Genomic DNA, 13,707 nt, shown 5'->3' with positions numbered 1-13,707 from the left:
GCCGGGCCTTTCGCCTGAATCCGGACTGTGCCTAGGTTGCCTCCAGGGATCGCCGTGCCCGGGACCACCGCAGACCGGAACGCTTTCAGCATCTGGAGGACAGCATCTTGCCCAGCAGGACCGTGACATCCGAGCAGTCCACGAACTCCGCTGATTTTCCCTGGCAGTTCGCCCGCAGCCGCCGCTTCTCCCTAGGGGTACCCCGGCATTTCACCGTCTCCCCCGACGGCCGGCGGGTGCTCTTCCTCCGTACGCTCTCGGGCACCGATCCCGTGGGCCGGCTGTGGCAGTACGAGGACGGTACGGAACGGCTGTTGGCCGATCCGGCACTCCTGGTTGGGGCGGGTCCCAACGCGGTCCCCGAGGAGGAGAGACTCCTCCGGGAGCGCGCCCGCGAGCGGACGGTGGGAGTGGTGTCGTACGCGACGGACGAGGCCGCCCGTCTGGCGGCGTTCGCGCTGTCGGGGGCCCTGTGGGCGGTGCGTACCGACGGCGGCACCCCGTTCTCGGTCCCCGCGGCCGGTCCGGTGATCGACCCCCGTCCCTCCCCCGACGGCCGGTACATCGCCTATGTGAGCCGCCGCTGCTTCCACGTCGTCGACCTGGCCGGCGCCGACCGTCAGCTGGCCCGTGCGGAGGGTCCGGAGATCTCCTACGGGCTCGCCGAGTACGTGGCCGCCGAGTCCATGCACCGGCTGCGCGGCTACTGGTGGGCACCGGACAGCCGCCGCGTCCTGGTGGCCAGGGTCGACACCGGCCCGGTGGAACGGCGTTATGTCAGCGATCCGGCCGACCCGACGAAGCCGCCGCAGGCGATCCGCTATCCGGCGGCCGGCACCCCCAATGCGGAGGTCACCCTGCAGTTCCTCTCGCTGGAGGGGGAGCGGGTCGAGGTGGAGTGGGACCGTAAGGCGTACGAGTACGTCGTGGCGGCCGGCTGGGACGCGCACGGTCCGTTCATCACCGTGCAGAGCCGCGACCAGCGCGTGGTGCGCACGCTCGCGGTCGATCCGGAGACCGGTGCCACCGAAGTGCTGCACGAGCGGACCGATCCCGCGTGGGTGGAGATCATCGACGGCACCCCCGCCCGCACGGCGTCGGGCGCCTTGGTGCTCCATGAGGACGAGGGCGACACCCGGTATCTGACCGTCGGGGGCCGGCGGGTCACCCCGGAGGGGATGCAGCTGTGCGCGGTCCTCGGGGTCGAGGACGAGCGGGTGCTGTTCACAGCGAGCGAGGATCCGCTGGAGACCCATGTGTGGTGCCATGAGCCCGGCCGCGGCAACCGCCGGCTGAGCCGGGAGCCCGGCAGGTACACGGGCGTGGCGCGGGGCGGCACGGTCGTCCTGGCGGGCGAGACGTTGCGGGGCAACGAGGCGGGCGTACTGCGCGGCGACGAGACGGCCGGGGACCCGCCGTACCAGGCCCTCACCTCGCTCGCCGAGGAGCCGTCGGTCACCCCGAGGCCGGTCCATCTCACCCTCGGCGAACGGGAGTTGCGCGGCGCCCTCTACCTGCCGTCGTGGCACGAGGAGGGCACCGGAAAGCTGCCGGTGCTCCTCGACCCCTACGGGGGACCGGGCATACAGCTCGTGGGACGGGCCCGCGGATGGTTCACCTACGTGTCGCAGTGGTTCGCCGAGCAGGGGTTCGCGGTGCTGGTGGTCGACGGGCGCGGAACCCCGAACCGGGGCCCGGCCTGGGAGAAGACCATTCATGGCGACCAGCTCACGCCCGCGCTGGAGGACCAGGTGGACGCGCTGCGGGCGGCCGCGGCGCGCTACGCCGACCTGGATCTGACGCGAGTGGCGATCCGCGGCTGGTCGTTCGGCGGGTTCCTGGCCGCGGCCGCCGTGCTGCACCGCCCCGAGATCTTCCACGCGGCGGTCGCCGGCGCCCCGCCCACCGACCAGCGGATGTACGACACCCACTGGAAGGAGCGGTTCCTGGGCGACCCCGAGGAGCAGCCGGAGAACTATGTGCGCTCCTCCCTGGCCGGCCACGGCCATCTGCTGAGCCGTCCGCTGCTGCTGGTCCACGGGCTCGCGGACGACAATGTGGCGGCCGCGCACACCCTGCGCTTCTCGGCGGAGCTGCTCGCGGCGGGCAAGCCCCACAGTGTGCTGCCGCTGCCCGGTGCCACGCATCTGCCGGCCGACGACGCGGTCAATGCGCAGCTGCTGCACTTCCAGCGGGACTTCCTGCTGAAGGCGCTGGAAGAGCACGCCGACCAGGGCTGACGCGACCGGCTCGCGCCCGCCTCCGTCGCACCCATCCGCGTCCGTCATCCACCGTCCGCCGTCCGCCGTCCGGCCATCGCTGTCCGCCGTCCGCCGTCCACAGTCCGCTCCGGCGGATGGCGCAGGGCCGCGTTGAACGCTCCGGGCGGCGGCTCCGTATGGACCTTGTGCAACGTCCATGGAGCACATCGCGCACCGAAGGCACCACCAAGAACCGGAGGCACACCATGGCTCGACAGGCAGCGTCGGAGCGGACGGAGACCGAAGCGATGACGGCGACGGAGGAGACCGGCCCGGCGCCGGCGGGGCGCGGAGCGGGACGGCGGGCCGTCGTCGCGGCGGTCGGCGCGGCCGGGCTCACGGCCGCGCTCGCGGCCTGCGGCGGCAGCATGGAGGACGCGGGGGGCGGCAGCTCCAAGGCAGCGGGTGACGAGCAGGCCGCCCCGGGGACGAGCGGCGGGGGCGACAGCGGCTCGGGCGGCACCGGAGGGAGCGGGGGCGACGGTGCCGCCGGTGGGGAGGGTGGCCCCACCCTCGCCAAGACCTCGGAGATCCCCAAGGGCGGGGGCAAGATCTTCAAGGGCGAGAAGGTCGTCGTCACCCAGCCCCAGGACGGCGAGATCAAAGCCTTCTCCGCGATCTGCACCCACGCGGGCTGTGTCGTCGGCGAGGTCGCCGGCGGCACCATCAACTGCATGTGCCACGGCAGCAAGTTCGACATCACCGATGGCAGCGTGAAGACCGGCCCCGCCACCAAGGCGCTGGCACCCGCCAAGGTGACCGTCAAGGGCGGCTCGGTCACCCTCGGCTGACGCCCCCGGCCACCCGGCCGCCCGCCGGGCCACAACCCCGGCGGGCGGGTGTCACGGCGGGCGGGTGTCACGGGCACCGCTCAGGACCCACCCACGTCGCGCTGGGCGGCATGGTCGGTGTCAGAGCCGTGTCAGCCGTATGTCAGGGCCGTCGGCGATTTTTGTGGCCGCAACAACCGCCACGAAAGGACATCCGATGAGTCAGACGGTCGCCACCCCGCACGGCCTTTCCACGGAGCGCGACGCGGGCCCCTTCGACCCGCCCAGCCAAATCACCCGGCTGCGTGAGGCCCGCCCGGTCAGTCCCATGGTCTTCCCCGACGGTCACGAGGGCTGGATCGTCACCGGCTACGACGCGGTCCGCCAGCTCCTGGCCGACACCCGGTTCAGCTCCCGTCAGGACATCGGCATTCTCCACATGCCGTACGAGACCCCCAACATGCCCGCCGCCACCGAACCGTCCCCGCAGGTGCCGGGCCTGTTCGTCGCCATGGACCCGCCGGACCACACCCGGCTGCGGCGCAAGCTCACCGGCGCCTTCACCGTCAAACGCATGAAGCAGCTCGAAGAGCACATCATCGATATCGCCGAGCGGCAGCTGGACGAGGTGGCGCGCCTTGCCCCGCCGGTCGACCTGGTCAAGGAGTTCGCGCTGCCGGTGCCCTCGCTGGTGATCTGCGAACTGCTCGGTGTCCCCTACGCGGACCGGGAGACCTTCCAGGTCAACTCCGCCAAGTTCCTGGTCAAGGACCAGTCGTTCGACGAGAAGATAGCCGCGTACACCGCGCTGACCACGTACCTGGCCGAACTGGTCACGCGCAAACGCGCCACCCCCGGCGAAGACATCCTGTCCGACCTGGCCCGCCATGACGACCTCACCATCGAGGAGCTGACGGGCATCGCCTTCCTGCTGCTGCTCGCGGGCCACGAGACCACCGCCAATGTGCTGGCACTGGGCACCTTCGCGCTCTTGGAGCACCCCGAGCAGCTGGCCGAACTGCGCGCCACCCCGGACCTGATGCCCGGCGCCGTCGAGGAACTCATGCGCTACCTGTCCATTGCCGACATCTTCTATCGCTACGCAACGGAGGACATCGAACTCTGCGGTGAAACCATCCCCGAGGGATCGACCGTCGTCATCTCGCTGCTGGCGGCCAACCGCGATCCGAAGCGCTTCGACAACCCCGACACCCTGGACATCCACCGCAAGGCCCGCGGTCACCTGTCCTTCGGTCACGGCATCCACCAGTGCCTGGGCCAGCAACTCGCCCGCATCGAGATGCGCGCCGGTTTCGAGGGACTGCTGCGCCGCTTCCCGACCCTCGAGCTCGCCATCCCCGCCGGCGAGGTGAAACTCAAGAGCGACATGAACATCTACGGCGTCCACGAACTGCCGGTCACCTGGACGGAAACGGCCCGGTAAAGCCGCCGGCCGAGCGCGTCACCCGTGGAGGAACGAGCCTTCAGGGCCGCGGCGGACCCGCCTGCACAGGGGCCCTCACCGCGGCAACTTCCCGCAGGGCGCCAGTATTTGGATGGCTGCCGAACACCCATGGCAAAATCAGCGGGTGCAGATCGGGATGCTGGGTCCGTTCGAGGTTCGCACGGACGACGGCGGATGGGCCGACGTGCCGGGCGCGCGGCTGCGCGGACTGCTGATCGCCCTCGCGCTCAAGCCGGGGCACGTGGTCCCGAAGGCGTCGCTCGTCGACTGGATCTGGGGGGAGCACCTGCCCGCCGGGGCGACGAACGCCCTGCAGCGCTTGGTTTCCCGGCTGCGGAAGGCGCTGCCGGACGGGGTGGTCGAGAGCCGGCCGGACGGCTACCGGCTGGCGGTGGAGCCTGACGCCGTCGACGCCGTGCGGTTCGAACGCCTCGTCATCGCGGGCCAGGCCTGCACTGAGGACGCTTCCCGGCGGGTGCGGCTGCTGCGTGAGGCCCTCGAACTGTGGCGCGGTGCGGCCATGCAGGACGTCGGTCTGCAGGACAGCGCCGCGTTCGACGCCGCGGTCGGCCGGTTCGAGGGGTTGCGCCTGACCGCCACGGAGGAGCGGTTCGACGCGGAGATCACCCTCGGACGCGGTGCGGAGAGGGTCACGGAGCTGACCGACCTGGTGGCCGCGCACCCGCTGCGGGAACGGTTCGTCGCCGCGCTGATGCGCGCCCTGGTCGCGGCAGGTCGCGACAGCGATGCGCTGCTGGTGTACCAGCGCGCGAGGGAGGCCCTGGCCGACGCGCTGGGCGCCGACCCCTCGCCGGAACTGTCCGCTGTCCACCTCGCGCTGCTGCGGGGCGAGCTGGGGCGGCGGGAGACGAGCCACAGGACCAACCTGCGCGCCGAGCTGACCACCTTCGTCGGCAGGGGCGCCGATACCGCCGCGGTCCGTGAGCTCATCGCCGGGCACCGGCTCACCACCGTGACCGGGCCGGGCGGCTCGGGGAAGACCAGGCTGGCGACGGAGACCGCGCGCACGCTGCTCGGCGAACTGCCGGACGGGGCCTGGCTGGTGGAGCTCGCCGCCATCGGCGCGGACGGCGACGTGGCGCAGGCGGCGCTCGCCGGGCTCGGCCTGCGGGACGCGCTGCTCGGCGGGGCCCCGAACGCGGAGCTGACGGACCGGATCGTCGCCGCGATCCGCGAGCGGGAGGCGCTGCTGATCCTGGACAACTGCGAGCATGTGATCGAGTCCGCGGCGTCGTTCGCCCACCGGGTGCTCGGGGAGTGCCGGGGGCTGCGGATCCTGGCGACGAGCCGGGAACCGCTCGGTATCACCGGGGAGGCGCTGTGGCCGGTCGAGCCGCTGGCCCTGCCGGAGGGGGACGCGGGACCGGGCGAGATCGAGTCCTCACCCGCCGTCCAACTGCTGCGGGACCGGGCCGGGGCGGTGCGCCGCGATCTCGCCGTGGACGCCCCCACGCTGGCGACGATGGTCCGCGTCTGCCGCGCGCTGGACGGGATGCCGCTGGCGATCGAACTGGCCGCGGCCCGCTTGCGCACCATGTCCGTCGACCAGCTCGCGGGCCGGCTCGACGACCGCTTCCGCCTGCTGACCAGCGGCAGCCGGACCGCGCTGCCGCGGCACAAGACGCTGCGCGCTGCGGTCGACTGGAGCTGGGAGCTGCTCACCGACGCCGAGCGGAGGGTTCTGCGCAGGCTCTCGGTGTTCTCCGGCGGGGCGAGCCTGGAAGCGGCCGAACGGGTCTGCGCGGGCGACGCCGTCGAGCAGGAGCAGGTGCTCGAACTGCTCACCGCGCTGGCCGAGAAGTCGCTGCTGCTCGCCGAGGGCGGCAGCGCCCCGCGCTACCGCATGCTGGGCACGATCAAGGAGTACGCCGGGCACCGGCTGGCGGAGGCGGGGGAATCGGACCTGGCGCGCCATGCGCATCTGGCCTACTTCACCGAGCTCACCGAGACCGCGGAGCCGCATCTGCGCCGCGCCGAGCAGCTGGACTGGCTGGCCACGCTCGGGGCCGAGCACGACAACATCGCTTCCGCGATGCGTGGCGCGCTCGCGGCGGGCGAGGCGCAGGCGGCGATGCGGCTCGCGGCGGGCGCCGGCTGGTACTGGTGGCTCAGCGGGCACAAAACCGAGGGCATGGAGCTGATCACCGCGGCCACCAGGACGCCCGGCGAGGTGACCGACGACGTCCGGGCCACGGTGTACGGCCTGGTCGTGCTGTTCGTGACCTCCGGACCGGGCGACGAACACCAGGCCGCGGAGTGGATCCACAAGGCGTACCGGTTCAGCCGGCGCAGTCCGGGCGGCCACCCGCTGATCGGGTTCGTCGCCCCGCTGGAACGCATGCTCCAGGCACCGGACGCGTTCCTGCCCGCGTTCGAACCGCTGCTGGACGACGAGGACCCCTGGGCGCGCGCGCTGGCCCGGCTGCACCTGGGCAAGATGCGGATCGTGCTCGGCCATGACGGACAGGACGCGGACGCCTACCTGGAGAAGGCGCTCGCCGAATTCCGGGCGCTCGGCGAGCGGTTCGGGATCTCGTTCGCCCTGACCGAGCTGGCGGAACGGATCGCCGTGCGCGGAGATTTCGCCGGTGCGTGCGCACACTATGAGGAGGCGATCGCGGTCGTCACCGAGATCGGTGCCACCGAGGACGTCATGCGCATGCGGTCGCGACAGGCGCGGCTGCACTGGCTACTGGGCGACAAGGACGCCGCTGCGGCCGCCATCGCCGAGGCACAACGGTGCGCGGAGCGGGTCACCTGGCCGGGTGCGCTGGCCTTCCTGGCCTTCGCGAAGGCGGAGTTCGCCCGGTGGGACGGCGACGCCGAGGAGGCGCACAGGCAACTCGGCGTCGCGGCGGCCGTACTGGGCGACGAGGCGGAGCAGGCGAGCCTCCGCGCGGTGACGCACGACCTGCTCGGCTACCTCGCCGACGACCCCGGCGAAGCCCGGGCGCACCGCGCGGCGGCCTACGAGGCGGCGTCCGAGGCGGGACACGCGCCGCTGATCGCGCAGGTGCTCGTCGGGGTCGCGGATCTGGCACTGCGCCGCGACGAGCACGAGCAGGCCGTGCGGCTGCTCGCGGCGAGCGCGGGCGTGCGCGGGCTGCCGGACCGCTCCCACCCGGACGTGGCGCGGATAGAGCAGACCGCACGGCGCCATCTCGGCGACGCGCGGTTCGCCGAGGCGACTCGGGAGGGGACACGGACCAGCTGGTCCCAGCTGGTCGACGTCACGCTCGCTTCCGGCGGGTAGCCGCTCGCCCCGCACCGCCCGTCGCACCGCGCGTCAGGCATCCGCGCGCTTGTGTCACAAATCGCCGGAAACGCAACCGATACAGGCGGGTCCGCCTCTCTTGCAGAGCGGACCGACATCCCCTGTCCGCTGCCTGCACCGACCAAGGAGACATCCCCTATGTCCAAGACATCCACTTCCGTCATCCGTCGTCGTCGTGGCCGATCCATGGGACTCGCCGCGGCCGGTACGGCCCTCGTCCTCTCCGCCCCGACCCCGGCGACGGCCTTAGCGGGCCAGGCCCGCCCCGCCTCGGCCGACCCGGTCTCCGTCCTGACGTACACCGCCAAGGAACGCAAGGAAGCCCTCGACTACTGGACACCCGCCCGCATCAAGGCTGTCGGGAAGTCCGTGGACCTCGGTCCGGCCGGGCCGAAGGCCAAGCCGTGGCAGGGCACCGCCATGAAGACCGTCGGGCGGCTCTTCTTCGTCAACGCGAACGGTGCCGATACCTGGTGCACGGCCACTGCCGTCAAGAGCGCCAACCGCTCCGCCGTGATGACCGCGGCACACTGCGTGCGCCGGGGCTCCTCTCCCTACAACACCAACATCGCGATGGTGTTCGTCCCCGGCTACAGCAAGGGCAAGATGCCCTACGGCGCGTTCGCGGTCCGCGACGCCGTGACCCCGCGCAGCTGGGAGCAGGACTCCACCGACGACCTGTCCACGCTGGTCGTCGACGCCGACAAGAGCGGCCGCAAGCTCACTGATGTCGTGGGCGGCCAGGACATCGCCTTCAACCGCCCCGTTGGCGGCACCATCTCCGCCTTCGGCTACTCCGCCACCCGCCCGCAGCTCGGCGAGGAACTCCTCCGCTGCGTCGGCACGGCGAAGAAGAAGAGCGGCGTACAGGCCATCCCCTGCGACATGAGCGGCGGCTCCAGCGGCGGCCCGTGGCTGGCCGACTTCAACGCCACCACCGGCAAGGGCGTCCTGGTCTCGGTCAACAGTGCACTGGACTCCCTGACACCGACCGAGATGCAGGGAGAGGTGCTGGGAGCCACAGCCAAGAAGGTGTACGACCGGGCCCAGAACGGCTGACACAGAGGCGCGGGAATCAAGAGCCCCGGCCAGGGCCACAGAGGCACGGGCACCCAGGCCAGGCCGGGCCGGGCCGGGCCAGACCACCGGTCGCACCACAGGCAGGCGTCACCAGGCATCACCAGGCGACGCCTGCCGAACGCGCACCTCCTACTTATCGTGCTGTCGGCGCACCATCTCACTGATCCAGATGGGCGCGAACGGAGAAGTGCAGCCCGGGGAAGTCGGATAGTCCTTGAGCACCTCCAGGCGCTCACCGATGTCGAGGGCACGGGCGCGGTGCTCGGGGTGCTCGATCCCGATCTGAGCCAGGCAGTGGTTCATCGCCCACTGCAGGCGATCCGGGGCGTCTTTCATCTCCGCCTCGATGACGTCGAGCAGCCCTGCGAGGTCGAGACCCTCGGGCTTCTTCGCCACGCGTTCGGTCGTCAGCGCCCAGCCGGCACTCGCGACCACGGGATCCGGATCGGCGGACCAGGCCCGACGCAGCTCTTCGGCGTGCGGGCTCTTCTTCACCACGTAGTTCACGAGCCAGTCGTGCACCTTGGGTGTCCGTGCCTCCCGCAACATGACGTCCAGCTCGTCACGCTCGAACGCCTTCGGGCGGCAGATCAGGATCGCCAGCAGTCTCGCCGCGGTGTCACCCGTCTCCCAGAGCCGGCACGCGAGTTCCTGCTGCGTCTTCAGCCGCCTCGCGAGCGCGCGCAGCTTGCTGAGGTTCACCCCGTGATCGTCACCGTGCTTCTCGTTCACCGCGCGCGTCTTCGGGTCCTCGAGCCCGGCCAGCTCGGCCATCACCTCGGCCACCGTCGTCCCGGTCGGCGTCGTCCCGGCCACCTGAGCCTCCTGTCCCTCACCAGCGAAATTCAGCCTACGACGGAAATCGGCCGCCTGTCGTACACGCCGGCCATGAGACGGCACGCAGCGGAGCAGGCCCTCGCGGTCAGCGTCCGGAGCCTCCGGACGAGGCGACCGCGTCGAGGGTCGTGGCGAGTTCGACGGGTGTGGACAGCATGGGCCAGTGCCCGGTGGGCAGATGGAAGCGCCGCCACGGTGGCTGGTTGAGGAAGGCCAGCGTCGGCACCCCGGCATCCAGCAGGGCCTTGGCGTCGTGGCAGGCAACCACCACGTGGTCGACATCGGGGCCGGGATCATCAGGGCGGGTCAGCCGCTGTGCGAAGGTGCGAAAGGGCTGGGGCGTGGCCCGGGTGCGCATGAGGTCGAGCTGGTCCTCGTCGAGCCCTTCGAGGGTGCTGAACTCGCTGAGAAGCCCGAAGGGCGGCAAGGGCAGCCGCCATCCGTCTCCGTGCTCGGCAACCTGCTGGTGCAGTTGGTCCACCACGTCGTCCGACATGACGTCGAGCAGGCACGTGCCCTCGGCGAAGGGGGCGCTGTCGACATAGACCAGACGTTCCAGCCGCGGTCCGAGGCGGCCCGCAGCGCCGGTGACGGGGACCGCCGCGTAGCTGTGCGCCACGAGGGTGACCTCATGCAGGTCCCGCTCCACGACGAACGCGGTGATGTCGTCGATGTGAGTGTCCAGGCCCACCTCCGGGGTGGCAAGGCCGGATCGTTCGCCCAGACCGGTCAGCGTCATCGGCAGCGCCACGTGCCCACGCTCCCGCAGCGCATGGGCGGTGGCCTCCCATGCCCAGGCTCCGAGCCAGGCGCCGGGGACGAGTACGAAGGTAGCCATGCGGTTTCTCCTTGGATTTCAGGGGTTGCGGCGAGAGTAGAGTCCATACAGGACAGTTTCCGCCCTGAAATGCCGAGTGATCCATGTCATACCCCTTGACGCGCGTACTGGCTCTGCTGGAACTCCTCCAGACACACCCAGGGCTGACCGGTGCACAGCTGTCGGACCGCCTGGGGACCGATGTGCGCACGGTGCGGCGCTACGCGGCACGCCTGCGCGAGCTGGGCATCCCGGTGGAATCAGACCGGGGCCGCTTCGGTGGCTACCGGCTGGCCCGCGGCTACCGGATGCCACCGCTGATGCTCACCAACGAAGAAGCCCTCGTGGTCATGCTGGGCCTGCTCGCCGGGGAGCGTCTGGGCATGGGCACCACCGCTCCCGCCGGCGCAGGCGCCCTTGCCAAGATCGAACGAGTGCTCCCGGACCCTCTGCGGGCACCGCTGGCCGCCATGCGGGACACCCTGTCCTTCACCACCAACACGGTGCTCGCGCAGGCCCCCGAAGCCGGCGTCCTGCTGACCCTGGCGCAGGCATGCCGCTCCGGTCACACCGTCGGGCTGCGCTACCGCTCCTGGCACCGGGAACACACGGAGCGCGATGTCGACCCGTACGGGGTGGTCTTCCATTCCGGGTGCTGGTACCTCGTCGGTCACGACCACCTCCGTGACGGCCTGCGCACCTTTCGCATCGACCGGATCACCTCCGCCACGACCGGCGCAGCAACGTTCACCGCCCCCGACGACTTCGACCCGGTCACCCACCTCACCGCATCCCTGGCCCGGACACCCGCGCCGTGGCAGGTCGAGGTACTGATCGAAGGCCCCATCGAGGACATCGCGCGCCGGCTGCCCCGCACGATCGTCACCCTCACCGCCACACCCACCGGCGTACTGATGCGCGCGCAGGCCGCCCAGCTGGACAGCGTGGCGCGCCTGCTCGCCTCCCTGGAATGGCCCTTCACCATCCACAGCCCCGACCAACTGCGCCAATCCCTCAAAGACCTGGCCCGACAGCTCACGGCCGCCGCCGAACGCCCCCTCGGGGACACTCCGAAGTAGACATCGGCTCCATCTCGGCACCCACTGGCAGTGGCCGGAGAATCAGAACGCCGAGCATGCTGCTAGAGGTACGCGCCGTCAGGGACCCGGTAAGCAGTCAGCTGTAGATGTAGAGGCGCCACTTTCCGCTGCCCTGCAGCAGCACGCACGTCCACTGTTCGCCGGATTTCTCCCCGGCCGCCTGGCAGGCCGACTTGGAGGGATAGAGGATGGGGTACCAGCCCGTTGCCGTGCTGGAGGACGTGGCAGTCGATGGCGTCGCGGTCTCGGAGTGCGCGGGTGCTGCCTGGGCGGTGGCGGCAGTGGCAGTGGCGCCGGTCAGCATGGCGGCTCCTACGGCGACACCGGTGAGCCAGATTCGTGTACGCATGATTCCCCTCGCGGTCGAAGTGCCTGTCTGTTGTGGTGCCTGTCTGTTGGCGTGCCTTAGGGCGAGCGTCATCGGTCATCGGTTGATGACACAGAGACGCTGTCCGGGCTGCTGGGGGCCGGGCCTCAGTGAACAGCCCGTCGGCGAGCGGTCCTTGGGAATGCGGCGCGTGCCCTGGAGGGACACGCGCCACGAGGACCGGTGACTCATCAGCTCCAGACGTACAGGTGCCACTTACCGCTTGGCGCCTTCACACACTTCCACTCTTGGGCGGAGTTCTCCCCATCCGCCTGGCAGGACGACTTGCTGATGTAGGTACCGACGTAGATCCATCCCAGCGCCGTGCTGGATGACGTTGCGGTCTCGGAGTGCGCGGGTGCTGCCTGGGCGGTGGCGGTGGCAGTGGCGCCGGTCAACACAGCGGTTCCTATGGCGACGCTGGTGAGCCAGATTCGTGTACGCATGATTCCCCTCACGGTCGAAGTGCGTTGTCTGTTGGCGTGCTCGTTGTGCACCGGGTCGCCACCGGCGAACTGCCGTTTGGCGACTCAAGGAGCATCCCTGGCCAGGAACCGGCTCGACAACGACGTGCAGGCATAGCTGAATAACCGTGGTCCGGGGGTTTCGACTTGTTCGGGTCAGGGGCATTCAGTGCTGCGTATCCGGTTCACGCTGGAGGATCTCGCCCGTACCCGGGTGGCACTACTGGGGCCGCTGGCCGAGACCCAGCTGAGCCTGCGGATGCTGCAGCGGCGCGAGGAGAAGGTGCTGTTCGACGGGTGGCGCAGACGCACGCGTCCGCGAGTGCCGCCGGACGCGCGGCAGCTTGCGGCGTTCGTGGCAAGCCCGCAGGGGTGGATGGTCGACCTCTTCACGCTGCTGGGGCCGGTTTCCTCGATCGAGGAAGGGCGCGAGCGCCTGCTGAGTGCGCCCCGCGCGCAGTTGCGTGCCGAGCTGTCTCCTGATGCCCGGCTGGATCGCCTCCGCCCGTCCTGGCTGTCCCACCCGGGTGCGGGTGACGGTGCGGTGGTCGAGCGGCTGGCGAACGGCCTTGCCGACTACCACGCCGCATCCGTGGCCCCCTACTGGGACCGCATCCACCAGCACCTGAGCGCCCATGCGCACCTGGTGGGCAAGCTGATGGCCGCCCACGGAGTAGGCGCCGCGCTGGAGAGCCTCGCGCCGTATCTGCGCTGGAAGCCGCCCGTGCTGGAACTGCCGGACTACCGGCCCTGGCAGGGACCGGACGACTACGGGTACCACCTGGGCGGCCGGGGCATGGTCTTGGCTCCCTCACTGTTCTGCGGCCCCGTACCGCAGCTGTTCACACCCGCGACCGATGCCGAAGCCCTGCTCATCTACCCCGCGCCGCGCGATCCCGCGACGATCCGCAGCATCTGGTCCCCGCCTCGGCCCGCAGCCTCACACAAGGCCCTCGCCGCCCTCCTGGGAACCACCCGCGCGGCCATCCTGGCCACACTCGTCGACAGCTACACCACCACCGACCTCGCCCGTCGTCTGTCCATCTCGCCGTCCAGCGCAAGCCAGCACACCGGTGTACTCCGGCAGGCCGGACTCGTCTCCACCACCCGCCACCGCAACACCGTGCACCACGCCATCACCCCACAGGGACGCACCCTCCTCGACGGGACAAGCGCCACGCCCTGACCGCGACAGCCTGAGCAGCCCCGCCCTATCTGCTGCACACTCGGGACGGCTGCGGCCTGCCTTCT

General features: G+C 70.8%; 11 protein-coding genes. 7 read left to right on the top strand and 4 right to left on the bottom strand.

Annotated features, from left to right (window positions below; translation table 11 throughout):
- Positions 1 to 107: 107 nt before the first annotated feature.
- The 5 genes from STRNI_RS35785 to STRNI_RS35765 all read left to right on the top strand — a co-directional run bounded on the left by STRNI_RS35785 (position 108) and on the right by STRNI_RS35765 (position 8,850).
- Positions 108 to 2,240, top strand: coding sequence for a S9 family peptidase (locus STRNI_RS35785; protein ID WP_277412704.1), 2,133 nt, complete (start codon positions 108 to 110; stop codon positions 2,238 to 2,240).
- Positions 2,241 to 2,509: 269 nt separating this feature from the next.
- Positions 2,510 to 3,052: a Rieske (2Fe-2S) protein gene (locus STRNI_RS35780; protein WP_159492253.1), complete on the top strand. Its 543-nt coding sequence runs from the start codon at positions 2,510 to 2,512 to the stop codon at positions 3,050 to 3,052.
- Between the two features lie 196 nt (positions 3,053 to 3,248).
- On the top strand, positions 3,249 to 4,475 hold the full coding sequence (locus STRNI_RS35775; protein WP_266441776.1) for a cytochrome P450: 1,227 nt from the start codon (positions 3,249 to 3,251) through the stop codon (positions 4,473 to 4,475).
- Positions 4,476 to 4,620: 145 nt separating this feature from the next.
- On the top strand, positions 4,621 to 7,770 hold the full coding sequence (locus tag STRNI_RS35770) for an AfsR/SARP family transcriptional regulator (protein ID WP_277412703.1): 3,150 nt from the start codon (positions 4,621 to 4,623) through the stop codon (positions 7,768 to 7,770).
- 159 nt (positions 7,771 to 7,929) lie between these two features.
- Positions 7,930 to 8,850 (top strand): trypsin-like serine peptidase, encoded by a 921-nt coding sequence (locus STRNI_RS35765; RefSeq protein ID WP_277412702.1) that lies wholly within the window; start codon positions 7,930 to 7,932, stop codon positions 8,848 to 8,850.
- 150 nt (positions 8,851 to 9,000) lie between these two features.
- Here the strand turns inward: STRNI_RS35765 and STRNI_RS35760 are convergent, their stop codons facing one another.
- Positions 9,001 to 9,645: a DNA alkylation repair protein gene (locus tag STRNI_RS35760; protein ID WP_274740388.1), complete on the bottom strand. Its 645-nt coding sequence runs from the start codon at positions 9,643 to 9,645 to the stop codon at positions 9,001 to 9,003.
- 148 nt (positions 9,646 to 9,793) lie between these two features.
- Positions 9,794 to 10,546, bottom strand: coding sequence for an alpha/beta fold hydrolase (locus tag STRNI_RS35755; RefSeq protein WP_277412701.1), 753 nt, complete (start codon positions 10,544 to 10,546; stop codon positions 9,794 to 9,796).
- Positions 10,547 to 10,641: 95 nt separating this feature from the next.
- Here STRNI_RS35755 and STRNI_RS35750 point away from each other — a divergent pair, with 95 nt between their 5' ends.
- The gene (locus STRNI_RS35750; protein WP_274733959.1) at positions 10,642 to 11,604 is read left to right on the top strand and encodes a helix-turn-helix transcriptional regulator; all 963 of its coding nucleotides are present in this window, start codon (positions 10,642 to 10,644) and stop codon (positions 11,602 to 11,604) included.
- A 97-nt stretch (positions 11,605 to 11,701) separates the two neighbouring features.
- Here STRNI_RS35750 and STRNI_RS35745 read toward each other — a convergent pair whose 3' ends face one another.
- Together STRNI_RS35745 and STRNI_RS35740 are read right to left on the bottom strand one after the other, a co-directional pair.
- On the bottom strand, positions 11,702 to 11,974 hold the full coding sequence (locus STRNI_RS35745) for a hypothetical protein (protein ID WP_277412700.1): 273 nt from the start codon (positions 11,972 to 11,974) through the stop codon (positions 11,702 to 11,704).
- A gap of 209 nt (positions 11,975 to 12,183) precedes the next feature.
- A complete protein-coding gene (locus tag STRNI_RS35740; protein WP_159490753.1) occupies positions 12,184 to 12,438 on the bottom strand; it encodes a hypothetical protein in 255 nt (84 codons plus the stop codon).
- A 187-nt stretch (positions 12,439 to 12,625) separates the two neighbouring features.
- Here STRNI_RS35740 and STRNI_RS35735 point away from each other — a divergent pair, with 187 nt between their 5' ends.
- The gene (locus STRNI_RS35735; RefSeq protein ID WP_277412699.1) at positions 12,626 to 13,642 is read left to right on the top strand and encodes an ArsR/SmtB family transcription factor; all 1,017 of its coding nucleotides are present in this window, start codon (positions 12,626 to 12,628) and stop codon (positions 13,640 to 13,642) included.
- Positions 13,643 to 13,707 lie beyond the last annotated feature (65 nt).

Source organism: Streptomyces nigrescens (assembly GCF_027626975.1).
In the GTDB taxonomy this organism is placed as follows: Bacteria; Actinomycetota; Actinomycetes; order Streptomycetales; family Streptomycetaceae; genus Streptomyces; species Streptomyces nigrescens.
The sequence above is the reverse complement of the archived record's forward strand: the minus strand, read 5'-3'. Positions and strand labels throughout refer to the sequence as shown.

Excerpts from the sequence above, each read along its gene's own strand:
- STRNI_RS35780 (WP_159492253.1), top strand. The coding sequence starts at position 2,510 with ATGACGGCGACGGAGGAGACCGGCCCGGCGCCGGCGGGGCGCGGAGCG.
- STRNI_RS35765 (WP_277412702.1), top strand. The coding sequence starts at position 7,930 with ATGTCCAAGACATCCACTTCCGTCATCCGTCGTCGTCGTGGCCGATCC.
- STRNI_RS35745 (WP_277412700.1), bottom strand. The coding sequence starts at position 11,974 with ATGCGTACACGAATCTGGCTCACCGGTGTCGCCGTAGGAGCCGCCATG.
- STRNI_RS35775 (WP_266441776.1), top strand. The coding sequence starts at position 3,249 with ATGAGTCAGACGGTCGCCACCCCGCACGGCCTTTCCACGGAGCGCGAC.
- STRNI_RS35740 (WP_159490753.1), bottom strand. The coding sequence starts at position 12,438 with ATGCGTACACGAATCTGGCTCACCAGCGTCGCCATAGGAACCGCTGTG.
- STRNI_RS35755 (WP_277412701.1), bottom strand. The coding sequence starts at position 10,546 with ATGGCTACCTTCGTACTCGTCCCCGGCGCCTGGCTCGGAGCCTGGGCA.
- STRNI_RS35760 (WP_274740388.1), bottom strand. The coding sequence starts at position 9,645 with ATGGCCGAGCTGGCCGGGCTCGAGGACCCGAAGACGCGCGCGGTGAAC.